At 72.6% G+C, this 22,352-nt stretch carries 18 protein-coding genes; 7 read left to right on the forward strand and 11 right to left on the reverse strand.

Annotation, left to right across the window (positions count from 1 at the left end; translation table 11 throughout):
• Positions 1 to 275 precede the first annotated feature (275 nt).
• Positions 276 to 2,891 (forward strand): nitrite reductase large subunit NirB, encoded by a 2,616-nt coding sequence (gene nirB, locus ACFV1L_RS27960; protein WP_380370778.1) that lies wholly within the window; start codon positions 276 to 278, stop codon positions 2,889 to 2,891.
• Positions 2,888 to 3,235 (forward strand): nitrite reductase small subunit NirD, encoded by a 348-nt coding sequence (nirD, locus tag ACFV1L_RS27965; RefSeq protein WP_380370780.1) that lies wholly within the window; start codon positions 2,888 to 2,890, stop codon positions 3,233 to 3,235. Before nirB ends, nirD begins: the two co-directional genes overlap by 4 nt.
• Before the next feature lie 147 nt (positions 3,236 to 3,382).
• Here nirD and ACFV1L_RS27970 read toward each other — a convergent pair whose 3' ends face one another.
• Together ACFV1L_RS27970 and ACFV1L_RS27975 are read right to left on the reverse strand one after the other, a co-directional pair.
• Positions 3,383 to 4,324 carry an SGNH/GDSL hydrolase family protein gene (locus tag ACFV1L_RS27970; protein WP_380370783.1) on the reverse strand — a complete coding sequence of 314 codons (942 nt, stop codon included), beginning with the start codon at positions 4,322 to 4,324 and terminating at the stop codon, positions 3,383 to 3,385.
• Positions 4,325 to 5,266, reverse strand: a complete 942-nt coding sequence (locus ACFV1L_RS27975) for a PAC2 family protein (protein WP_380370786.1) — start codon at positions 5,264 to 5,266, stop codon at positions 4,325 to 4,327.
• 651 nt (positions 5,267 to 5,917) lie between these two features.
• Between ACFV1L_RS27975 and ACFV1L_RS27980 the strand changes: the two genes are divergently transcribed.
• Positions 5,918 to 6,673: a GNAT family N-acetyltransferase gene (locus ACFV1L_RS27980; RefSeq protein ID WP_380370788.1), complete on the forward strand. Its 756-nt coding sequence runs from the start codon at positions 5,918 to 5,920 to the stop codon at positions 6,671 to 6,673.
• A 226-nt stretch (positions 6,674 to 6,899) separates the two neighbouring features.
• On the opposite strand, the gene ACFV1L_RS27985 is transcribed toward ACFV1L_RS27980, so the two are convergent.
• The 8 genes from ACFV1L_RS27985 to ACFV1L_RS28020 all read right to left on the reverse strand — a co-directional run bounded on the left by ACFV1L_RS27985 (position 6,900) and on the right by ACFV1L_RS28020 (position 16,189).
• The gene (locus tag ACFV1L_RS27985; protein ID WP_380370789.1) at positions 6,900 to 7,259 is read right to left on the reverse strand and encodes a transcriptional regulator; all 360 of its coding nucleotides are present in this window, start codon (positions 7,257 to 7,259) and stop codon (positions 6,900 to 6,902) included.
• Positions 7,256 to 7,765: a hypothetical protein gene (locus tag ACFV1L_RS27990; RefSeq protein ID WP_380370791.1), complete on the reverse strand. Its 510-nt coding sequence runs from the start codon at positions 7,763 to 7,765 to the stop codon at positions 7,256 to 7,258. The genes ACFV1L_RS27985 and ACFV1L_RS27990 overlap by 4 nt, the downstream gene beginning before the upstream one ends.
• 117 nt (positions 7,766 to 7,882) lie before the next feature.
• Positions 7,883 to 8,398: a ribonuclease gene (locus ACFV1L_RS27995; RefSeq protein ID WP_380370794.1), complete on the reverse strand. Its 516-nt coding sequence runs from the start codon at positions 8,396 to 8,398 to the stop codon at positions 7,883 to 7,885.
• Between the two features lie 310 nt (positions 8,399 to 8,708).
• Positions 8,709 to 11,417: a pyruvate, phosphate dikinase gene (gene ppdK, locus ACFV1L_RS28000; RefSeq protein ID WP_380370796.1), complete on the reverse strand. Its 2,709-nt coding sequence runs from the start codon at positions 11,415 to 11,417 to the stop codon at positions 8,709 to 8,711.
• Positions 11,418 to 11,983: 566 nt separating this feature from the next.
• Complete coding sequence (gene dusB / locus ACFV1L_RS28005; protein WP_380370813.1) at positions 11,984 to 13,090, reverse strand: tRNA dihydrouridine synthase DusB; 1,107 nt, start codon at positions 13,088 to 13,090, stop codon at positions 11,984 to 11,986.
• A gap of 311 nt (positions 13,091 to 13,401) precedes the next feature.
• A complete protein-coding gene (locus ACFV1L_RS28010; protein ID WP_380370798.1) occupies positions 13,402 to 14,286 on the reverse strand; it encodes a hypothetical protein in 885 nt (294 codons plus the stop codon).
• Positions 14,283 to 14,930, reverse strand: a complete 648-nt coding sequence (locus tag ACFV1L_RS28015) for a response regulator transcription factor (protein ID WP_035862645.1) — start codon at positions 14,928 to 14,930, stop codon at positions 14,283 to 14,285. The genes ACFV1L_RS28010 and ACFV1L_RS28015 overlap by 4 nt, the downstream gene beginning before the upstream one ends.
• Complete coding sequence (locus tag ACFV1L_RS28020) at positions 14,918 to 16,189, reverse strand: histidine kinase (RefSeq protein ID WP_380370801.1); 1,272 nt, start codon at positions 16,187 to 16,189, stop codon at positions 14,918 to 14,920. Before ACFV1L_RS28020 ends, ACFV1L_RS28015 begins: the two co-directional genes overlap by 13 nt.
• A 135-nt stretch (positions 16,190 to 16,324) precedes the next feature.
• Between ACFV1L_RS28020 and ACFV1L_RS28025 the strand changes: the two genes are divergently transcribed.
• Entirely contained in the window at positions 16,325 to 16,825 is a 501-nt protein-coding gene (locus ACFV1L_RS28025) for a hypothetical protein (RefSeq protein WP_380370804.1), read from the forward strand.
• A gap of 457 nt (positions 16,826 to 17,282) precedes the next feature.
• On the opposite strand, the gene ACFV1L_RS28030 is transcribed toward ACFV1L_RS28025, so the two are convergent.
• Positions 17,283 to 18,134: a helix-turn-helix transcriptional regulator gene (locus ACFV1L_RS28030; protein WP_380370806.1), complete on the reverse strand. Its 852-nt coding sequence runs from the start codon at positions 18,132 to 18,134 to the stop codon at positions 17,283 to 17,285.
• A 101-nt stretch (positions 18,135 to 18,235) separates the two neighbouring features.
• On the opposite strand from ACFV1L_RS28030, the gene ACFV1L_RS28035 reads away from it, so the two are divergent.
• The 3 genes from ACFV1L_RS28035 to ACFV1L_RS28045 all read left to right on the forward strand — a co-directional run bounded on the left by ACFV1L_RS28035 (position 18,236) and on the right by ACFV1L_RS28045 (position 22,309).
• Positions 18,236 to 19,669, forward strand: a complete 1,434-nt coding sequence (locus ACFV1L_RS28035; RefSeq protein ID WP_380370807.1) for an MFS transporter — start codon at positions 18,236 to 18,238, stop codon at positions 19,667 to 19,669.
• A gap of 115 nt (positions 19,670 to 19,784) precedes the next feature.
• A complete protein-coding gene (locus ACFV1L_RS28040; RefSeq protein WP_380370808.1) occupies positions 19,785 to 20,363 on the forward strand; it encodes an NADAR family protein in 579 nt (192 codons plus the stop codon).
• Between the two features lie 1,199 nt (positions 20,364 to 21,562).
• Entirely contained in the window at positions 21,563 to 22,309 is a 747-nt protein-coding gene (locus tag ACFV1L_RS28045; RefSeq protein WP_380370810.1) for a hypothetical protein, read from the forward strand.
• The last annotated feature ends 43 nt before the right edge of the window (positions 22,310 to 22,352 follow it).

Consider the following 22,352-nt stretch of genomic DNA (forward strand, 5'->3'; position numbering starts at 1 on the left):
GTACCCAGTTCTTCGGGAATCTCCTGCGGGATCCGCGATCCTGCCCGCGCCGGAGCCCGTCACCTGCTATAGGACCCGCCGCATCGCGTCGCCGCTCTCACACCTGCCGCCGCCCACCGCTGAGACCGAAGTTCCGGCGGCGAAACCGTGCCGCACGGGCCGGGAAACACCCCCGGGCGAGGCTCGGTGTCACGACAGCGACCGGGGTGCCGAGGAGTGGTCCCACCGGTCGGCGCTCCGGCGGCACCGGGGCACGATCCTGGAGGGACTTCCCGATGACCACCACCAAGCCCACCCTGCTGCTGGTCGGTTACGGCATGGTCGGCCACCGCTTCCTGGAAGCCCTGGCCGAGACCGGGGCCGCCGACCGCCACCACGTCGTGGTGCTCGCCGAGGAGGCCCGGCCCGCCTACGACCGGGTCGCCCTGACCTCGTACTTCTCCGGCCGGACCCCCGAGGACCTGCTGCTCGCCGACCCCGGGTTCGCCGACCGGCACGGCTTCCGGGTGCACCTCTCCTCTCCTGCCGTCGCTCTCGACCCGGCGGCCCGGACCGTCACCACCGCCGCCGGGGACGTCTTCCGCTACGACACCCTGGTGCTGGCCACCGGATCCGCCCCGTTCGTGCCCCCGGTGGACGGCCGGGACGCGGAGGGCTGCTTCGTCTACCGCACCATCGAGGACCTGCAGGCGATCGAGTCCTACGCCGCCGGGGCCCGGGTGGGTGCGGTGGTCGGCGGCGGCCTGCTCGGACTGGAGGCGGCCGGGGCACTGCGGGGACTCGGGCTGGAGACCCACGTGGTGGAGTTCGCCCCGCGCCTGATGCCCGTTCAGGTCGACCCGGCCGGCGGCGCCGCGCTGCGGCGGTCCGTCGAGCAGTTGGGCGTGGTGGTCCACACCGGCGTCGGCACCAGTGCGGTCACCGTCTCGGCCGGGCGGGCCTCCGGCATGTCCTTCACCGACGGCTCGGAACTGGCCGCGGACCTGGTGGTGTTCTCCGCCGGGGTCCGCCCCCGCGACCAGCTGGCACGGGATGCCGGCCTGACCGTCGGTGAGCGCGGCGGCATCGCCGTCGACGCGCACTGCCGCACGTCCGACCCGCACGTCTACGCGATCGGCGAGTGCGCCCTCGCGGCCGACGGCCGGGTGTACGGCCTGGTCGCCCCCGGCTACGAGATGGCGGTCTCGGTGGCCCGGCGGCTCGCCGGGCAGGCCGCAGAGCCGTTCACCGGCGCGGACCTGTCCACCAAGCTGAAGCTGCTCGGCGTGGACGTCGCCAGCTTCGGCGACGCCTTCGGCAGCACGCCCGGCGCGCTCGACGTGGTCTACTCCGACGCCCGCGCCGGCGTCTACAAGAAGCTGGTGGTCTCCGGCGAGGGTGCGCTGCTCGGCGGCATCCTGGTCGGCGACGCCTCGGCCTACGCGACGCTGCGCCCGCTGGCGGGCACCGGCCGTCCGCTGCCCGTCCCCGCCGAGTCGCTGGTGCTCCCGGCCGGCGCGGACTCCGCCGTCCGGCTGGGCGGTTCCGCGCTGCCCGACGACGCGGTGGTGTGCAGCTGCAACAACGTCACCAAGGGCGCCGTCCGGGCCGCCGTCGCCGACCACGGCTGCAGCACCGTCGCCCAGGTGAAGTCCTGCACCCGGGCCGGCACCAACTGCGGCTCCTGCGTGAAGCTGCTGGGCACGATCGTCGGAGACGAACTGGCGGCGAGCGGCGCCGAGATCGACCGCGGCCTGTGCCCGTGCTTCGCCCACACCAGGGCCGAGCTGTACGAGATCGTCCTGGTCCGCAGGATCTCCACCCACCGTCAGCTGCTCGCCGAGCACGGCCGGGCACCCGAGGGGGCCGAGGGCTGCGAGGTCTGCAAGCCGACGGTCGCCTCGATCATCGCCTCGCTGGCACCCGAACTGGGCGTCTCCGGGCACATCCTGGACGGCGAGCAGGCCGCCCTGCAGGACACCAACGACCACTTCCTGGCGAACCTCCAGCGGAACGGCTCCTACTCGGTGGTGCCGCGGATCCCCGGCGGTGAGATCACCCCGGAGAAACTCATCGTGATCGGCGAGGTGGCCAAGGAGTTCGGCCTCTACACCAAGATCACCGGCGGTCAGCGGATCGACCTGCTCGGCGCGGGCGTGGACCAACTGCCGCACATCTGGCGCCGACTGGTCGACGCGGGCTTCGAATCGGGCCACGCGTACGGGAAGTCCCTGCGCACCGTGAAGTCCTGCGTCGGCTCGACCTGGTGCCGGTACGGCGTGCAGGACTCGGCGGCCATGGCGATCCGGCTCGAACTGCGCTACCGGGGCCTGCGCTCGCCGCACAAGTTGAAGGCCGCCGTCTCCGGCTGCGCCCGGGAGTGCGCGGAGGCCCGGGGCAAGGACTTCGGGGTGATCGCCACCGCGACCGGCTGGAACCTCTACGTCGGCGGCAACGGCGGCGCCACGCCCCGGCACGCCGACCTGCTCGCCCAGGATCTGGACGACGAACACCTGCTCCGCCTGATCGACCGCTTCCTGATGTTCTACATCCGCACCGCTGACCGCCTGGAGCGCACCTCCGGGTGGCTGGAGCGGATCGACGGCGGCCTGGAACACGTCCGCCGGGTGGTGGTCGACGACTCCCTCGGCCTCGCCGCCGAACTGGAGTCGCTGATGGCCCGTCACATCGACGGCTACCAGGACGAGTGGGCGGCGACCCTCGCCGATCCCGACCGGCTGCGCCGGTTCGTCTCCTTCGTCAACGCCCCCGGCGTGCCCGACCCGAGCATCCGGTTCGTGCCCGAACGCGACCAGGTGAAGCCCGACCTGGTGCTGCTGTCCGGCGAGGTGCCGTTGCGGCCCGGCCTCGCCGCGTCCCTGTCCGCCCGCCCGCTGGAGGAAGTCCGATGACCGTCACCGCCTCGGCCGCCCGAGTCGAACTGCTCACCCCCGCCGGCTGGTCGCCGGTCTGCGACTGGGACCTGCTGGCCCCCGGCCGCGGCGTCGCCGCCCTGCTGCCCGACGGCCGGCAGGTCGCCGTGTTCCGCGACGCGAACGACCGCCTCTACGCCACCGACAACCGCGACCCGTTCACCGGCGCGTACGTGCTCTCCCGCGGCCTGCTCGGCTCCACCGCGGACGGCCGGGTGTACGTCGCCTCCCCGCTGCTCAAGCAGCGCTTCGACCTGGCCACCGGCGTGTGCCTGGACGACGACGGCGTCCGGATCGCCGTCCATTCCGTCCGACCGGTCTGACGGGTCCGGCAGGGGTGACAGGTCGCCAGATCCGGTCGGCACAGCCCCGATCCCTGCCGCCCGGCCCCCGCCGAGGTTGGGCGGCCGGGATCGGCGCTCGTGCGGCCGGGCGGCAGGATCAGTGCCCGTGGAGGCCGGGCGGCAGAGTCAGTGCGCTTGCCCCAGGGCCGCCAGGACGGCACCGGCCATGCCCTGCTCGCCCAGCGCGTTCGGATGTATCGGCGCCAGCCCGGCCGCAGCGCTGAGCGGTTCGATCCAGCGGGTGTCCTGCGGCTCGCACAGGTCGTGGCCGAGGGACGGGGTGTAGGTGTCGACGAAGCCCACACCGGCGGCCTCGGCCCGTCTGCGGAGCATGGCGTTCAACTGCTGTTCCTGGGCGCCGACGAACTCGACGTCGCCCGCCGCTATCCCGTTGCCCAGGGTCTGGGCGCACCGGGCCGGGTCCTGCGGCAGCAGCGCCGGGTAGCCGACCAGGAGGACCCGGGCCTGCGGTGCCCGCCGTTTGGCCTCGGCGAGGGCGGCGGCGAGCCGCTCGTCGGCGGCCTGCAGCCGCCGTCCGATCTCACCGCGCCCGGCACCGTCGGTGTAGTAGCTGCGGCAGGGCGCGTCGCTGCTGCCGCCGGTCAGGGTGTGGCGGACGTTCTCCACCGCGCAGCGGCCCAGTACGTCCATGAACCCGAGGTCGTTCCCGCCGATGCCGAGCGTCACCAGGCCGGTCTCCGGGCCGAGCGCGTCCAGCTGAGGCGGGTTGACCCCGTTGCCGGTCTGCTGCGCCGTCGTCAGCTCCGTCGTCCGGGCCCCGCTGCAGCTGACGTCGGTGAAGTCCTTCAGGCCGAGTTGCCGGGCCACCAGGGAGGGGTAGTTGACGCCGGATCGGCCGCAGCCCTGGGGGGAGCCGCCCTGGGGCGGGATCTGCACGCCGGAGGTGAAGGAGTCCCCGGCCGCCACGTAGGCCCCGGTGACGGGCGTCGCGGAGCGGCTCGACGACGCCGGGCCCTCGGGGCCCGGCGTCCGGGAGGTCTCGGCGGCGCTGCATGCCGCGGTGCCGATCAGCACCGCGGCAGCGGCGGCCAGCAGGCGGCGGCGCACCTACTCCGCGCCGCGCTCGTGCTCGGCGAGGAACTCCTCGAAGCGGCGACCCAACTCGTCGGCGGAGGGCAGGTCGGCCGTCTCGGCGAGCAGGCTCTCGCGGTCGGCCGCGCCGGAGACCGCGTCGTACTGGCTCTCCATGCCCTGGATCGCCGTGCGCAGTTCGCCGTCGCCCTGGGAGAGCTGGTCCTCGATCTCGGCGTAGACCTCGTTGACGCGGGCCCGCAGTTCGCTGCCGGGCATGACCAGGCCGGTCGCGGACTGGGCGGCCTCCAGGATCACCACCGCGGCGGCGGGGTACGGGGAGCGGGCGATGTAGTGGGGGACGTGCGCCGCGAAACCCAGCACGTCGTGGCCGGCCTCGGCGAGCCGGTACTCGACCAACGCCTGTGCGCTGCCCGGGACCTGCGCCTGGTCGAACCACTTGGGGTGGCCGGCCGCCAGGTCGACCCGGTTGCCGTGCGGGGTGAGGCTGACCGGCCGGGTGTGCGGCACGCCCATCGGGATGCCGTGGAAGGAGACGGCCAACCGGATCTCGAAGCGCTCGACCAGATCACGGACGGCGGCGGCGAACAGCTCCCACTCGGTGTCCGGCTCGGGGCCGGTGAGCACCAGGAACGGAGCGCCGACCGAGTCGCGCACCAACTGGAGGAGGATCTCCGGCGGGTCGTAGTCCGTCCAGCTCTCCCGGTCGAAGGTCATTGCTGGGCGGCGGGCCCGGTAGTCGACCAGCCGGTCGTGGTCGAACCTGGCGACCACCTGCGGCGACCCGTGTTCCAGCAGGTGCGCCACGACCTGGCCGCCCGCCTCGCCGGCGTCCATGAAGCCCTCGAAGTGGTACAGCAGCACCAGGCCGGCCCCGGCCTCGGCAGCGGCGCGGGCCGCCGCCAGGGCGGTCACGCCCTGCGGTTCCAGCTCGTACAGCTCCTTGGGATCACGCACTGCCCACCCAACCCCGTTCCGTCTCGTCGTCTCGGAATGCTTTCGGATCTGATCTGTCCAGCGTGCGACGGCTCGCCGGAATTCCCGCCCACGCACGAGTCTTCACCCCGTCTCTCGAATCCTCTCACCTCCTGCCAAAGTCGCTGGTCGTGGCGGTGGCGCGGCGGGCGGGCAGTAGGATGACGGGGCGTCTCGGCGTGCCGAAAGGACCTGCGCGCCCCCGTTGGCGCGCCGCGAAGTGACGCACCGCCTTCTGGCGGGTATCGTCCTCTCGCTGCCTCGCATCGTCGCGTCGTCGCGCCACGCCGTCTGTCACGTCGTGGGCCACGCCCCGGTCCGTTGCGCGGCCAGCCATCCATTGCGCACCTTGCCTTCACCTGGCCGCCTGCTTCGCTTCGTGATCTCGTTTCTCTCTCGGCCATCTCGCGGACGCACACTGTCCCGTCGCTCATCCCGCCGGATCGGTCCGTCGACCCGTGTCCGTACCGGCACCGCGCTGCCCGCCTCCGGGCTGCCGACCCGTCGCACGCCCGAGCCTCTGGCGTAGCGCGCCCGGGCGGCCGTCGTCCGGGGCCGGGGCGAACGACCACTGCCCGCACGCCGCGAACCCGGCACGCGGGCCCCGACGACAGCCGAAGGACCGAAGGATCCGTGCCCGTACCCGTCACCCTCTACGGCCGCACCGTGCGGCTGGAGCCCCTCGCCGAGCACCACGCCGCGGCCCTGGCCGAGGCCGGCGCCGAGGACCGTACGACCTACGCCTTCACCCCTGTCCCGCACGGCCTGGAAGCCGCCCGGGAGTACATCGCGCGCGCCCTCGCCGATCAGGCAGCGGGCCGGTCGATGCCGTTCGCCACCGTGAGCACGGCGGACAACCGGGTCGTGGGCTCGACGCGGTTCCTCGAACTCGACTACTGGCAGGGGCCGCTGGTCTGGCCGCCCGTGCCGGGGATCCCCTACGGCGATCCGCTCGAAGCGGTGCCCGATGCGGCGGAGATCGGGAACACCTGGCTGTCGCCGCGCGCGCAGGGCACCGGCATCAACACCGAGGCGAAGCTGCTGATGCTGCGGCACGCCTTCGAGGTCTGGGGCGTGCAGCGGATCTCGCTGCGGGCCGATGCCCGCAACGCCCGCTCCCGGGTCGCCATCGAGCGGCTGGGCGCGACCTCCGAGGGGATCCGCCGGGCGCACTCCCGCGGCCTGGACGGGGTGGTCAGGTCCACCGCGTTCTACTCGATCCTGGACGAGGAGTGGCCGGCCGTCCGCGACATCATCGAGCTGCGGATCGCCGCCGCGACCTCGCCCAGTGCGCCGGACCCGGCGCCGCTCAACCAGGAGTGCCTTAGACACGGCGGCTCCCTGGTCGGCGAGCCTGTGATCGGCAGTTCGCTGCTCCCGGCCGCCTGAGCGCCCGTTCGGCTGCCGCTCCGGTGGCGCCGACCCGTCCGGGGCGGGAGCGTGTGGGGTCGGCCTCCGCGCTCCCGCCCCGGACGGTTCGCGGCCGTGGACTTCGACGCTCTGTCGAGTTGTCAAGGAGCGTGGGCCTCATGAGGATTGGCGCCACCTCCCGTCCCGGTGTGTGATCCTTCTGACACTTCGCCAGGCCTGGGCCCACCCGGGGCCTGCATCCGCCTCAGCCCTCGGCCCGGTCGCTCTCGGAGCCGCCGCCTCCGTCCGTCTCCGAGCCGGCGGTCTCTGCGGCGGCGGCCTCCGCGGCGGCGGCCAACTGCTGGAGTGCTGAGAGATGGGCGGCGAGTGCGGCCCGGCCCTGCCGGGTCGCGGAGAGCCAGGTGCGCGGACGCTTGCCCACATAGCCCTTGCGGGCCCGCAGGTAGCCGAGCGTCTCCAGGCTCGCCGCGGTCTTGCTGAGCACCGAGTCCGAGACCTGGCAGTAGTCGCGGACCACGGAGAACTCCGCTTCCTGGCACCCGCTGAGGAAGGCCAGGACGGTGAGCCTGGTGGGCTGGTGGAGGGCTGGTTCGAGCCCGTTCACTGTGCGCTGCTCATGCTCTGCTCCTTGAGGTGACGGTTGAGCAGGACGATGCCGCCCCAGAGTGCGACGCCGCCGCCCGCGCCGGCGGAGGCCCCTATCCAGGTCTGGTCTCCGGTGGCCAGCCAGGCGGCGAGGCCGGACAGCGCCGCCACCAGGACGACGGCGCCGAACGCCTGCAGGGTGTGCGGCGGGAGCCCGCGCTCGGCGAGTCTGGCGACGCCCCGGGCGTGCGTGGTCGCCCGCACTATCGCGGCCTGCACCAGCACCAGGCCGAGCGGGCACAGCAGTATCAGCCACTGCGCCTGATGCTCGAAGGACTGCCCTATGGCCGCCCCGTACGCGGCGATCGAGAGCCCCACGCCGGGCCCGTACCACCAGGGCAGTGGCAGTGGCCGCCGCGCGGCGGCCTCGGCACGGCCGGCGATGGCCAGCGCCTCGGCGGGTGCGAGGGCTCCGGGCGGGAGCCCGTCGGTCTCTCCGTTGGTGAACTGCTTGTCGTCGGCCATCGAATCCCCCGGGCGGCGTGCCGTCGGATCCGGCCCGCTGCCGGATCAAGTGCTGCCACTCTGGCACATACTTTCCGCGATGGAAAGTAATTTTCCGACGGACCGTCAGCGACGCTCTCAGCAGCGCGGATCGATCTCCTGGAAGGAGGCGTAGTGGTCGGCCGTCCAGTACTGCTCGCCGCCGTTGCCGGTGACGACCCGGCGGGTGCCGCGGTCGTCCGAACCCGGGGTGACCACGGTGAACTCGTGGTAGTAGCCGTTGCTCTCGCGCGGCAGGCGGCTCTCCCGGTTCTCGAAGACGATGCCGTCCGAGCGGTACGGGTAGGGGCCGCCCTTGGCGATCAGGTTGAGGGTGTCGATGGCCTGCGGGGGCAGCTTGCTCCGGCACACGTCGGCCAGCGCGGTGGAGGTCGGCACCCAGGTGGCCCCGCCGGAGGGCGTCTTCGCCGGGGCGGAGGGCTTGGGGGCGGTCGCGGTACCGCTGCGGGTCGCCGCGGCGGCGGGTGCGGACGGGGACTTCGCGGCGGCGGGGCTGCCGGAGCCTCCTCCGCCGTCCAGCAGGGCGGCCACTGCGGCGACGATGCCGACGAGTACCAGGACGGCGAGGCTGATCAGGCGATTGCGGCTGCTCATGGGCCTAAGCTTGCCCGACACGCTCACCCGAACGGCGGAGGCTCCGCGCGTGCCGAGCGGGGACGGCACAAGGGCCGCCGCCGACCGCGCGTGCGAGTGGGGACGGCGCAGCGGCCGTCGCCGCCGATCGCGCGCCGCGCCGGGTCGCTGGAGCACTCCGGGCACGACAGAAAAACGCCGCCGGGGCGGGGACGGACGCCATTGTCCGTTCCCGCCCCGGCTGCTTCGTACGGCGGCTCTCCTGCGCCGAGCTCCGCCGTACGCCCCTCCCCTGCGGAGGGGTGCGGTCAGTGATCCGCGCTGCTTCGTGTCAGCGCGAGTCGCTTCCCGCCGTCTCGATGGCGGCGCGGCCTGCCTCCAGGCGCGCCACCGGAATCCGGAAGGGAGAGCAGGATACGTAGTCCAGCCCCACCTCGTGGAAGAAGTGGACCGAGTCGGGGTCGCCGCCGTGCTCGCCACAGACGCCGAGCTTGAGGTCGGGGCGGGTGGCCCGGCCGGCCTTCGCGGCGCTGCGGACCAGCGAGCCGACGCCGTCGCGGTCGATGGTCTCGAACGGGCTGACCCCGAAGATGCCCTTCTCCAGGTACGCGGTGAAGAAGGAGGCCTCGACGTCGTCGCGGGAGAAGCCCCACACGGTCTGGGTCAGGTCGTTGGTGCCGAAGGAGAAGAAGTCGGCGGCCTCGGCGATCTGACCGGCCGTCACGGCGGCGCGCGGCAGCTCGATCATGGTGCCGAGCTTGATGTCGAGGTTGACGCCGGTGGAGGAGGCGACCTCGGCGAGCACCCGCTCGCACTCGTCGCGGACCAGCTCCAGCTCCTGGACGGTGCCGACCAGCGGGATCATCACCTCGGGGCGCGGGTCGCCGCCGGCCAGCTTGCGCTCGGCGGCGGCCTCGGCGATCGCCCGGACCTGCATGCCGAACAGGCCGGGGATGACCAGGCCGAGGCGGACGCCGCGCAGGCCCAGCATCGGGTTGGCCTCGTGCAGGCGGTGGACCGCCTGCAGCAGGCGCAGGTCGTTCTCGTTCGGGTCCTTGCGGGCCTCGGCGAGGGCGACCCGCACCGACAGTTCGGTGATGTCGGGCAGGAACTCGTGCAGCGGCGGGTCGAGCAGGCGGACCGTGACGGGGAGGCCGTCCATCGACTGGAAGAGCTCCAGGAAGTCGCCCTTCTGCCGCGGCAGCAGCGCGGACAGCGCGGCTTCGCGGTCCTTGTCGTTGTCCGCCAGGATCAGGTGCTCGACCTCCTTGCGGCGCTCCTCGCCGAGGAACATGTGCTCGGTGCGGCACAGGCCGATGCCCTGGGCGCCGTACCGGCGGGCGCGGTTCGCGTCCTCGGCGTTGTCGGCGTTGGCGCGCACCGCGAGGCGGCGGCGGCCGTCGGCGTGGGACATCAGCCGGTGCACGGCCTGGACCAGCCCGCCCTGGACGTCGGCGCCGGCGTGCAGGGTGCCCTCGAAGTACTCGACCACCGGGGACGGCAGCACCGGGACCTCGCCCAGGTACACCTTGCCGTTGGCGCCGTCGATGGACACCACGTCGCCCTCGTGGACGACCTGGCCGTCGGTGGTGGTGAACTTCCGGTTCTTGGTGTCCACCTCCAGCTCCTCGGCGCCGCAGACACAGGTCTTGCCCATGCCGCGGGCGACCACGGCCGCGTGCGAGGTCTTGCCGCCGCGCGAGGTGAGGATGCCCTCGGCGGCGATCATGCCTTCGAGGTCGTCCGGGTTGGTCTCGCGGCGGACCAGGATGACCTTCTCGCCGGAGCGCGACCACTTGACCGCGGTGTACGAGTCGAAGACCACCTTGCCGACCGCGGCGCCGGGCGAGGCCGCGATGCCGTAGGCGACCGGACGGGTCTCGGAGGTGGGGGCGAAGCGCGGGAACATCAGCTGGGCGAGCTGGTTGCCGGTGACCCGGTGCAGCGCCTCGTCCAGGTCGATCAGGCCCTGGTCGACCAGCTGGACGGCGATCCGGAACGCGGCGGCGGCGGTGCGCTTGCCGACCCGGGTCTGCAGCATCCACAGCTTGCCGCGCTCGATGGTGAACTCGATGTCGCACAGGTCCCGGTAGTGGTTCTCCAGGGTCTCCATGATGGACATCAGCTCGTCGTACGACTTCTTGTCGAGCTGCTCGAGGTCGGCCAGCTGGAGGGTGTTGCGGATGCCCGCCACCACGTCCTCGCCCTGCGCGTTCTGCAGGTAGTCGCCGTACACGCCCTGGGTGCCGGTGGAGGGGTCGCGGGTGAAGGCGACACCGGTGCCGGAGTCCTCGCCGAGGTTGCCGAAGACCATGGTGCAGACGTTGACGGCGGTGCCCAGGTCGTTCGGGATGCGCTCCTGGCGACGGTACAGGCGGGCCCGGTCGCCGTTCCAGGAGTGGAAGACCGCGTGGATGGCCAGGTCGAGCTGCTCGCGCGGCTCCTGCGGGAACTCGCGGCCGGTCTCCCGGAGCACGATCGCCTTGAAGGTCTCGACCAGCGCCTTGAGGTCCTCGGCGGTGAGGTCCAGGTCGTTGGCGGTGCCCTTGGCGTGCTTGGCCTCGTCCAGCGCCTCTTCGAACAGCTCGCCGTCGACGCCCAGCACGGTCTTGCCGAACATCTGGACCAGGCGGCGGTACGAGTCCCAGGCGAAGCGCTCGTTGCCGGACTGGGCGGCGAGCCCGGTCACCGAGGCGTCGGAGAGGCCGATGTTCAGGACGGTGTCCATCATGCCCGGCATGGAGAACTTGGCACCGGACCGCACCGAGACCAGCAGCGGGTTGTCCGCCTGGCCGAGCTGCTTACCCATCTGGGCCTCGAGGGCGGCCAGGTGGCCGGTGATCTCCTCGTTCAGCGAGGCCGGCTCGGTGCCGGTCTCCAGGAACACCTTGCAGGCGTCGGTGGTGATGGTGAACCCCGGAGGGACGGGGAGGCCCAGGTTGGTCATCTCGGCGAGGTTCGCACCCTTCCCGCCGAGAAGATCCTTCAGGTCCTTGTTTCCTTCGGTGAAGGAGTAAACAAACTTCTGCTGCGCCGCCACGGGTCGTTCTCCTCGCACACGGTTGCCCTGACGCCGGAGAACATACCCATTTCGAAGGCTGTTTAGGGGAGCGAATAGCTCGTACGAGCCGCTAACCGGGCGATTGACCAGCAGATCGAATGCCCGATTGGGCGTTTGCCTGCGTTGCTGAAATCGTCCGGATGACGTTTGCGATGCTTCAAGAAGTGAACACATCGCCACGCGAAGCTCACTCGAACCGGACACACAGTGACGACACAGGCCTCACCGCGGTTCCCCGGCTTGATTTCCTGCAACCAGCCGCGGCGATCCGCCCCGGAGCCCGTTCGGGAAGCGATCCGGACTTGTACACCTTGGCGAAGTCTGCTGACTGGTCGTCACTTGCCACGATATGTGGCCAGCGTCACGAGCGCATCTCAACTGTCGAGCCGAGGAACTCTACGCCAACCGTCGCTTTCTGTTGACTGGATCACCGCTCTGCGTGGCGGAATTTCGCCTTTGAGGCACCCTGCTGTCCATCTTGGACAAGTCGGCTGGGACGGTTCGGCCAGGCTTCGATCGGAACCATTTTCGCCGAGTCGTACAGATCATCCGCCAGAGGTGTCCGATTCGGCATCTTCGCTGAGCCGGGCGCACTCGTACGGATCGTCCAACCAGCCTTCGGGCAGGACCACCCGGTTGTTGCCGCTGGTTCGACCGCGCGGGCCGTCGGCGCCGAGCGGCCAGCTCTGCTCCTGGTCGACCAGCGCGAGGGTTTCGGCGAGTTCGTCGAGCGAGCTGGAATTGGCGAGCTTCACCCGCAGCTCGGAACCGACCGAGAAGCCCTTGGTGTACCAGGCCACGTGCTTGCGGAAGTCGATGACGCCGCGGGCCTCGTCGCCGAGCCACTCCCCGAGCAGCTGGGCGTGCCGGACCATGGCGCGGGCCACGTAACCGAAGGTCGGGCGGGCGTAGTCGACGTCGCCCTCGAAGATCGACACCAGGTCCTTGAACAGCCACGGCCGGCCGAGGCAGCCGCGGCCGACCACCACCCCGTCGCAGCCGGTCTCGCGCATCATCCGCACCGCGTCGTCGGCGGACCAGATGTCGCCGTTGCCGAGCACCGGGATGCCGTCGGGCACGGACTCCCGCAGCCGGGCGATGGCCGACCAGTCGGCGGTGCCCCCGTAGTGCTGGGCCGCCGTGCGGCCGTGCAGGGCGATCGCGGCCACGCCCTCCTCGGCCCCGATCCGACCGGCGTCGAGGTACGTCAGGTGGTCGTCGTCGATGCCCTTGCGCATCTTCATGGTGACCGGGAGGTCGCCCGCGTTGCCGACCGCCTGGCGCAGGATGTCCCGCAGCAGGTTGCGCTTGTACGGCAGCGCGGAGCCGCCGCCCTTGCGGGTGACCTTGGGGACGGGGCAGCCGAAGTTGAGGTCGATGTGGTCGGCGAGCCCCTCCTCGGAGATCATCCGCGCCGCCTTGCCGACGGTCTCCGGGTCCACGCCGTACAGCTGGATCGACCGGGGCTTCTCGCTCGGATCGAACTTGATCAGCTGCATCGTCTTGGCGTTGCGCTCGACCAGCGCCCGGGTGGTGATCATCTCGGAGACGTACAGGCCCCGGCCGCCGCTCTGCTCCCGGCACAGGGTGCGGAACGGGGCGTTGGTGATGCCGGCCATCGGCGCGAGCACCACTGGCGGCCACACCTGCATCGGCCCGATGTTCAGCGGGGCGAACTCCGGCGCCTCGGGTGCTGCCGGCGTTGCCTGGGCGGAGTCGGGCGTGATGGTCATGCGCGGCAGATCCTCAAACGGGTAGGGGCCCAGCGGCGGGAGTTCCGGACTCTCCATTCTCCCTCACCGCCCGCGCGTGCCACTTCGGCCCGTCGGGACGCCCACGGGCTCCCCCGACCGGGCGCGCTGTCGGCCGCGTGGTGACCGGTGATGACCGGGTGGCGGCCGCGATCCGCCGGGCCCGGCCGTCCGCCGCCGACCTGCCGGGTCCGGACCGGCGGGCCGCGCGGTCAGTGGCGCTCGCGCCGGCCGAGGGTGACGGTGCCGGAGGCCGTGACGATGTCGAGCAGCCGGGGCGAGGCCGAGTCCTGCAGGGCCGGATCGATCTCCTGTCGGCCGCCGTCACTGCTGAGGTCGATCCGGTACTGGCTCCCGTCGTCGGGGACCTGGAGGACGAAGTTGCCGGAGGCCAGCCGGGCCGTCACCGACGTCGGCGGGCGGTCGTACTGCAGGGTGACCTGGCCGGAGGAGGAGAAGAGTCTGGCCTCCGCCGACGTCAGCCCGGTGCCGATGATCTGGCCGGATCCGCCCTTCGCCCAGACGGCGCCGCTGACCCGGGACAGTTCGACCTGCCCGGAGCCGGTCTCCGCCGAGGTGCTGCCGGAGATGTCGAGGATCTCCGTCCGTCCGGAGCCGTTGCGGGACTTGATCGTGGTCGCAGCGGGGACCTGGATGTCCAGGGCGACGGTGCAGGCGAACAGCAGGCGCGCCTCCGGGCAACCGATGGATATCGACAGCGTGCCCGCGTCGATCCGCTGGCTCACGGTGGGCTTGCGCAGGGCCCAGCCGATGCGTTCGGCGACCACCACCCGGTCGGTGCCGCCGGCCCGCACGGTGACCTGGGCCGGCCCCGAGTCGATGTCGAGCCGGTCGATCGCCTCGAAGTACGTCTTCTCCTGGGTGACGTCCCGCTGGACCAGGGCGGCGCCCGAGGTTGCCGCCCCCGTGACCAGGACGCAGGCCAGCCCCAGCGCCCCGATCACCTGCCAGCCGCGGCGCTCGCCCGCGCGCGGCTCGCCGGCCGGGAGTTCCGGGCCCGGGCTGGGCAGCCGGCGGGCGAAGCGGCCCCCGGCGGGCAGGCCGGCCTCGGGCTCCCGGTCCGGTCCTCGCGTCACTGGCTGATCTCCAGGAAGCGGAGCACCGCGAGCACCCGCCGGTGGGTGTCCTCGGCCGGCGGGAGGTCGAGCTTGGTGAGGATCGAATTGATGTGCTTGGAGACGGCGCTGTCGCTGACCACCAGGGATTCGGCGATGGCGGTGTTGGAGCGCCCCTCGGCCATCAGCGCCAACACGTCCCGCTCGCGGGGCGTCAGCCGGTGCAGCGGATCCCGGTCGCGGCGCAGCAGCAGCTGGGCGACCACCTCGGGGTCGAGGGCGGTGCCGCCCTCGGCGACCCGTTGGAGCGCCTCGACGAACTCGTCGACGTTGGCGACCCGCTGCTTGAGCAGGTAGCCGACGCCGCTGGTGTTCTTGGCCAGCAGGTCGGCCGCGTAGCGTTCCTCGACATATTGGGACAGCAGGACGACCGCGGTGTCCGGCCACTGCTGGCGGATCATCAGGGCGGCGCGGACGCCTTCGTCGGTGAAGCCGGGCGGCATCCGGACGTCCGCGACGACGATCTGGGGGCGGTGCTCCTCCACGGCGGCGAGCAGCGCCTCGGCGTCCTCGACGGCGGCGGCCACCTCGTAGCCTTCGCTCTCCAGCACCTTGACGATGCCGATCCTGAGCAGGACGGAGTCCTCGGCGATCACAGCTCGCATGGCAGCTCCATGGTGATAGTGGTGGGGCCCCCGCGGGGGCTGGTGATGACAAGTGATCCGTCCACCGAGGCGGCCCGCTTGCGCAGGCCGGTCAGCCCGGTGCCGCGGGTGGCGTCGGCCCCGCCGATGCCGTCGTCGGTGATGGTGATGAGCAGCCGGTTGGCGACCCGGCGCAGGGCGAGGTCGACCCGGGAGGCCTTGGCGTGCTTGGCGGCGTTGGCCAGCGCCTCGGAGACCGTGAAGTAGGCGACCGCCTCCACGGTGGGGGCTATCCGGCCCGGGAGGTCGACCGCGAGGTGCACGGGGACGGGGCTGCGCGCGGCGATGCCGGAGAGCGCCGCGTCGAGCCCGCGGTCCTCCAGGACGGCGGGGTGCAGGCCGCGGACCAGGTCGTGGAGCTCCTTGATGGCGGCCTGGGCCTCCTCATGCGCGACGACGATGACCTCCATCGCCTCGGGCGGAACGTCCTTGAGGGTGCGCCGGGCGAGGCCGAGGTTCATCGCGAGCGAGACCAGGCGCTGCTGCGCGCCGTCGTGCAAGTCCCTTTCGATGCGACGGCGTTCGGCGTCGGCGGCGTCCACCACGTCGACCCGGCTCTGGGCGAGGTGTTCGACGCGGCGTTCCAGCACCTCCGCGCGGTTGGGACCGAGCAGGGCGCGGACCGTCCAGAGGTCGAGTGCGGCGAGCAGGGCGGCGAGCCACGGGATGAGGAAGAGCAGCAACAGGCCGCCGCAGGTGATCATCGCGCCGTCGGTCGTCCAGCCGAAGCCGGAGCGCAGCGGGTTGTCCATCGGGAGCAGCCAGACCCAGCCGAAGAAGCCGAGCAGTACGAGCGCGGAGCCCCAGAGGCTGAGGACCAACGCGGCGCAGACCGTCTGGAGCGGTGCCACCACGAGGTGGTGGAGGGCCTGACGCCACGTCAGCCCGGCGCGGAGGCGGGCCAGCCAGCCGGCGTCCGGCGGCAGCCGGCCGGGGACCTCCAGGCCGCGCAGACTGCGGACCCGGCTGCGCTGCGCGGTCGTCATCAGGTCGAGGAGGGCCAGGATCAGGAGCAGCCCGGACAGCAGTGTCTTCCCCGGGAAGGTGAGGACGATCAGAGCGGGCAGGCCCAGCGGGAGGCCTGCCGCCAGGAACAGCGAATCCCGGCGCGTGCTCGTGGACCACGGCGCGCGCTCCAGGGCGACGCGGACCACTGCGGCGCGGACCGCGGTCGGGCGGGCCGCCCCGGCGGGGTGCATCCGGATCTTCGACTCGAGCATGCGGCACAGCGTAGAGGCGTGCCGATCTTCGCTTCCATGGCGCGGGCTTCCGTCTTTGGGGTGTAGCTGTCTACACCCCAAAGACGGAGCCGCACGCTACCGACAAGATCTTCGCGCCACAGGATTCTTGACGTCATGACGAAGACGAACCTGATGCGTTGTGGCCGAAGCACCCCCGTCGCCGGCGGCGGCACCGCCGCGGAGTTTCCGCTGACCGGTCCCGAACTCCTCGACGGCCCGGGCACGTTGGGCCTGCTCGCCGTGGTCGGCCCCTGGTCGGTGCGCCTGCGGGCCGGCCGCCGCCCGGCGATGGAGGTGTACGAGTACGGCGAGTTGCTCGACGTGGTGGTCGAGTCCTCGCTCGGTGATGTCCAGCTGCGCGGCGCGCGGCGCGGCCGGGCCGGACGACCGGACGGAGGGCCGGTCTCCTGCGCGTGGGGGCGGTGGCCACCGGATGCCCCGCCCCGGTCGGTGCACTTCCGCGCGGGCGGGCTGCGCCGCCGGGCGGTGCGGGCCGATGCGGTGCGGACGGCGGGCCGGTTCTGGTTCGCCTCGGCGGCCGGGGAGTTCCGCTGGGCGCAGGTGTGCTGCGAGCCGAGTTGCGCGGAGTGCCCGGAGTCGGGGAGGGCGGCATGAGCGCCTTCGTTCCGGCTCTCGCTCCGGCGGCCGGCGGCCTCGGCGCGGTCCGGTCGGCGGCTTCGGGCCTGCGGGTCGGGCCGGTGCGGGTGGAGCTCCTGCTCCTGGGCTGCGGGATGGTCCTGCTGCCCTGGGCGGCGCTGCTGGCCGCGCTGCCCGGCGGGTTGGGCTGGGCCGTGCTCGACGTGGTCGAGTCGGCCGCGCTCTCCGCCACCGCCGTGCTGCTGCGGCGGGGGCGCAGTCCGCGCGCCGCGGCCGGGCTGGCTTCCGTGCTGCTGGTGGCCGACGCCGGGTACGACGTGGCGTCGGCGCTCGGCGGGCCCGAGCTCGCCGTGGCCCTGCTGATGGCCGTCTGCGCGGAGCTTCCGCTGGCCGCGCTGTGCTGCTCGGTCGCCCTCGGGCGGTCCGGGCCGGGCGCGGGCGGATCGTCGGCCCCGCCCGCCCGGCGGCGCGACCGTCAGGCTTCGCCGGCCAGTCGGTGGAGGCTGTCCCGGGTCTGCTGGTCGTGGGGCACGTATCCGATCAGCCGGGTGCCGCTCCTGGGGCCGAGCCACAGGTTCGTGTACTCGAAGCGCAGCAGGCCGGTCCCGGCCAGCACGAACTGCTTGAACCCGTTGACCATGCCCGACACCTCGTGCCGCTGCCAAGCCTCTTCGAAGTCCGGGGAGGCCTTGCGCAGCCGGCCGACCAGCGCCTTCCACGCGGGTTCCGCCGCGTGGTCGGCCATCGAGGTCCGGAAGCGGGCCACCACCCCTGCCCTGGCGGCCTCCAGGTCCGCCAGGTTCCTCGCGAACGGAGTGTCAGTGAAGATCATCCACATGATGTTGCGATCCTCTTCGGGGATCGTGTCCAACTCCCCGGCCAGCCAGGTGTACGCCCGGTTGTACGCGAGGATGTCGAACCGGCTGCTGATCACCACGGCCGGGAACGGGTCGAGCTGCTCGACCATCGCGCGGATCGACCCGGAGACGGTGGGGCATTCTGCCACCGGCGTCGGGTCCTCGGCACCGGCCAGCGTGAACAGGTGCGACCGCTCGTTGCGGTCGAGCAGCAGGGCCCTGGCCACCGCGTCCAGCACTTGGGCCGACACCTGGATGTCCCGCCCCTGTTCCAGCCAGGTGTACCAGGTGACCCCGACGGCGGCGAGGCCGGCCACCTCCTCGCGCCGCAACCCGGGCGTGCGGCGGCGCCCCACGGCGGGAAGGCCGACCTGCTCGGGCGAGATGCGCTCCCGGCGGCTGCGCAAGAACGTGGCCAGTTCGCGGCGCCGTTCGTCGGCGGGGGCGTGAAGGTCCGTGGAGATAGCCATGCCACCAGGGTGGACCACCACAGATCCTGTTGCCAGGTACTCCTTATACCTGGATAAACACCGCCTGGTACCAGGCTGAGAGGAGGCTCATCGTAGTACCCGTGACTCAGCAGACAGTGCTTCCGAAGATCCCGTCCCCGGTCCGGCCCGCAGTCCCCGTACTGGGTACCGCCGGCCTGATCACCGTCCTCCTCGGCGCCTTCCTCCCGATGCTTGACTTCTTCATAGTGAACGTCGCGCTGCCGACCATCGACCACGACCTGGTCGCCGGCCCCGCCGTCCTGGAGCTCGTCGCGGCGGGCTACGGCATCGCCTTCGCCGTCCTGCTCGTCCTGGGCGGGCGGCTGGGCGACGCCTTCGGCCGCCGGCGGCTGTTCATCGCCGGGGCCATCGCCTTCACCCTCACCTCGCTCGCCTGCGGTGCCGCCCCCACCGCCTGGACCCTGGTCGCCGCCCGGGTCGCCCAGGGAGCCTCCGCCGCGCTGCTGCTCCCCCAGGTACTCGCCACCATCACCGCCACCACCAGCGGTCAGCAGCGCGCCCGGGCCCTCGGCATCTACGGAGCCGTCGGCGGCATCTCGGTGGTGATCGGCCAGGTCCTCGGCGGACTCCTGGTCTCGGCGGACCTCTTCGGCACCGGCTGGCGCGCCGTGTTCCTGCTGAACGTCCCCTTCGCGCTGCTCACGGCGCTCATGGCGGCGCGTCACGTTCCGGAGAGCCGGGCCGAGCGGGCGGCCGGGGTCGACCTGCCCGGCACCCTGCTGCTCACCGCGACCCTGCTGGCTCTGTTCGTCCCCCTGATGGAGGGCCGGGCGGTCGACTGGCCGCTCTGGACGTGGGTCTCGCTGGCGGCCTTCCCCGTCCTGGCGGCGGCGTTCGTCGCGGTGGAACGGCGGGCCGAGCGTGAAGGGCGAATCCCCCTCGTCCCGCTCTCGCTCCTGCGGATCCCGGAGATGCGGCGCGGCCTGGGCGTGGCCGTCCCCTACTTCACCGGGTTCGGCGGCTTCATGTTCGTGATCGCCCTGCTGCTGCAGGACGGGCTGCACCGGGGCCCGGTCGCCGCGGGCTGGGCGCTGGTGCCGATGGCGGTCGGCTACTTCGGTGCCTCGCTTGCCGGGCCGCGGCTGGTCGGCCGGTTCGGCAGCCGGGTCATCACGGGCGGTGCGGTGGTCCAGGGCGCCGGCCTGCTCACCCTGATGGCCACCGCGTTGGGCGACTGGGCGGGCTTCTCCCCGCTCCGGATGCTGCCCGGCGTCGCCCTCGCGGGCGTCGGACAGGGGCTGGTGGGCATGCCCCTGTTCCGGGTGGTGCTCTCGCGGGTTCCCGCTGAACGCGCCGGTGTCGGCAGCGGCGTCCTGGCGACCACTCAGCAGTCCAGCCTGGCCCTGGGGGTGGCCACGCTCGGCACCCTCTTCATCGGCCTCGTCCCGTCGCTGGGAATGGCGAACGCGCTGGCTCTGGTGCTCGGCATCCAGGCGTTCGGTTCCCTGGTCATCTGCTGGTTGAGCATCCGGCTGCCGCGTTCGGTCGGATGACGGCCGCACCCCGCGGCGCCGGGGCCGCGGCGCCTTCAGGCCTGCACCGGCCCCGGACGCCGGGCCCGCAGAAAATGACGGGCCCGCCGTCCTGGGCCGGTGCGAGGATGACGTCATGACGGCAGAACCGACCCTCCTCCCGAGCGACTCCCGCACCCGCGAGCAGCTGATCGCCGCGATCGCGTCCGGTGCCCGCCCGAAGTACCTGCACTTCTGGGGTCACCAGCCGCAGCGGGACGGTCGGATCGGCCCCGGCGCCCTCAGCCAGTGGTGGCCGTCCCCGTTCACCGTCGACGGGGTCGACTACCCCACCGCCGAGCACTGGATGATGGCCGGCAAGGCCCGGCTGTTCGGCGACCACGAGATCGTCCCGCGCATCCTCGACGCCCGGACGCCCGCCGAGGCCAAGAAGTTGGGCCGCCTGGTCGCGGGCTTCGACCCGGCCAGGTGGGAGGCGCACCGCTTCGACCTGGTGGTGGCCGGCAGCGTCGCCAAGTTCGAGCAGGACGAGCGGCTCCGCGACTACCTTCTCCTCACCGGGGCGCGCGTCCTGGTGGAGGCCAGCCCGCTCGACCGGATCTGGGGCATCGGACTGGCCGCGGACGACGAGAAGGCGAACTCCCCGGCCCAGTGGCGCGGACTGAACCTGCTCGGTTTCGCCCTGATGGAAGCCCGCGCCCGACTTGCTAAGTGACGCCCCATCAGATCGTGGTGACCGGTTCGCGGATGCTCGGCATCCCCACAAGTAGGGCGAATTGAACGGGAATTGGACTGCATCCACAAGACCCGTCGATCTCCCGCACCTCACCGGCACTCGCATTTCCGTCTCGAAAACGTTATGACTTACTCCCGTAACGTGGCCGCCGTACGACAGCACCAGGATGGCCACCAGTCGTAGTGTCGGGGGACGTTCGGGTGGCCCCCCGTGGAGAAGTTCGGGGGCGGGGCGCAATGACCATGCGCGATCGGGGGCCGGAGCCGGCCGATGTCCAGACACTCAGAGCAGAGTTGGACGAACTGCTCAGGGCGCGGCAGTTCGCCGCACAGCGCGAGCGCAGGCTCAGCGAAGAACTCCGCGCCCTCCACGACCCCGACCGCACCCCCGGGGCCGGCCACCCACCCCGACAGCCCGACCCCGAACTGCTCCGGCAACTCGCCCACGCGCAGAACCTCCGCGAAGGCCTCGGCGCCCGCTGCCTCGAACTGAGCGACCGCCTCCTGGCGGCCGAGGACCGGCTGCTGGCCGACCGTCCGTTCAACGAACCGCCGCGCCACAGGGGCCGCTCCGCAGCACGCCCCGCCGCGGGCCCCGCGGGGAACGAGCGGGCCGACCGCACAACGAGCTGGGACACGCCCCCGATCCCTCCACAGCGCCCGCACTCGCCCGGTGGACCGGCAGCGCGACAGCCCTCCTGGGACCGGACGGGCGGACCCGGCCGACCCGTTCGCGACACTCGGCCGCCCACCGCCCCGGCAGCCGCCGAGCAGGGCCGGCGCGCCGGAGCCGGCCAGTGGAACCCCCGCCCCGCCCCGGCCGACCGGACCTCCGGCCCGGCGGCCCCGCACCACGGCGATCACCCGACCGCTCAGCACGACAACCACCAGGGCAACGACCTCTTCCGCCCGGCCGCGGCAGGGCACGCCCCTGCACAGCCCCACGCCGGACAGGCCGAACCGGGCCAATCCCACCCAGGCCAATCCCACCCAAGGCAGCCCCATCCAGGACACCCCGGGCCAGGACAGCCCCGCCCCGCACAATCGGGCGGCGATCCGCAGCCGAACACCGGCGGCCGGCCGAACGGCGGCGGCCCCGCCCCGGCGCAGCCGCACTCCGGCGGCGTGTCCGGCGCGGCCACCGCAGCACAGCCGTCCGGTCCGGCGCGGGGGCGGACCATGGCGGAGCTGACGGCGCTGGCGCAGCGCATCAGCGGGCTGCACCAGCAGGGCGCGGCGCAGGAGTCCGCGGCCATCGTGCGGCAGGTGGCCGTGATGATCACTCCGGAGGACGTGACCCGGCTGGCGGCGCTACTGCAGAAGAACGGCCCGGCGGGGTCCTCCACCTACCTGGCGCGTTCGGCCTCCGTCGGAGCGCCGGAGCACGCGGCGGCCACCCTCGCGGAACTGCGCCGCGAGGGGCTGATCGACGAGGCGGCCGACCTCTTCCACACGCTGTGGTCGGCGAGTTCGGCGGCGCTGCCGGCGCTGCTGGCCGCCCTGGAGCAGTCCGGCCAGTCCGCCGACGGGCAGACCCTGCTGTGGGAGCGCGCCTCCGCCCCGGCCGAGGAACTCGCCGAACTGGCACAGCACTTGAGGGCCGCCGGGCGCACCGGCGATGTGCGCCACCTGCTGCGCCAGGCGGCGGGCCGGCCGATCAACGAGGTTGCCGCGATCGCCGGCGCGTTGAACGCCGAAACGGCGGCAGAGCTGGTCGGCGAACTGGTCCGGATGCGGTCCGCGAGCGACATCGGCCGGTTCGGGGCGGCGATCCGGGGGGCGACCGAGCTGTACGACACCCTGCTGTTCGCCGCGGACGACCTGGAGGAGAGCCGGGCCCGCAGCGCGTTCGCGGCGCTGCGTTCCGCCGGGCTGCCGACCGAGCCGGCACCCCGCCCCCGGGGCCGGTCCCGGCAGCGCCGCTGAACGCCGCGGGTCCCCGTCCCCGCAAGAGGGGTTGCCGGCGCGG

This window comes from Kitasatospora sp. NPDC059646, from assembly GCF_042734615.1.
Taxonomy (GTDB): domain Bacteria; phylum Actinomycetota; class Actinomycetes; order Streptomycetales; family Streptomycetaceae; genus Kitasatospora.

What these genes read in the sequence shown, in the direction of transcription:
- nirD (WP_380370780.1), top strand. Translation starts at nt 2,888, where the DNA reads ATGACCGTCACCGCCTCGGCCGCCCGAGTCGAACTGCTCACCCCCGCC.
- ACFV1L_RS28025 (WP_380370804.1), top strand. Translation starts at nt 16,325, where the DNA reads ATGACGAAGACGAACCTGATGCGTTGTGGCCGAAGCACCCCCGTCGCC.
- ACFV1L_RS28015 (WP_035862645.1), bottom strand. Translation starts at nt 14,930, where the DNA reads ATGCGAGCTGTGATCGCCGAGGACTCCGTCCTGCTCAGGATCGGCATC.
- ACFV1L_RS28020 (WP_380370801.1), bottom strand. Translation starts at nt 16,189, where the DNA reads ATGCTCGAGTCGAAGATCCGGATGCACCCCGCCGGGGCGGCCCGCCCG.
- nirB (WP_380370778.1), top strand. Translation starts at nt 276, where the DNA reads ATGACCACCACCAAGCCCACCCTGCTGCTGGTCGGTTACGGCATGGTC.
- ACFV1L_RS27990 (WP_380370791.1), bottom strand. Translation starts at nt 7,765, where the DNA reads ATGGCCGACGACAAGCAGTTCACCAACGGAGAGACCGACGGGCTCCCG.
- ACFV1L_RS27995 (WP_380370794.1), bottom strand. Translation starts at nt 8,398, where the DNA reads ATGAGCAGCCGCAATCGCCTGATCAGCCTCGCCGTCCTGGTACTCGTC.
- ACFV1L_RS28040 (WP_380370808.1), top strand. Translation starts at nt 19,785, where the DNA reads ATGACGGCAGAACCGACCCTCCTCCCGAGCGACTCCCGCACCCGCGAG.
- ACFV1L_RS28030 (WP_380370806.1), bottom strand. Translation starts at nt 18,134, where the DNA reads ATGGCTATCTCCACGGACCTTCACGCCCCCGCCGACGAACGGCGCCGC.
- ACFV1L_RS28045 (WP_380370810.1), top strand. Translation starts at nt 21,563, where the DNA reads ATGGCGGAGCTGACGGCGCTGGCGCAGCGCATCAGCGGGCTGCACCAG.
- dusB (WP_380370813.1), bottom strand. Translation starts at nt 13,090, where the DNA reads ATGCAGGTGTGGCCGCCAGTGGTGCTCGCGCCGATGGCCGGCATCACC.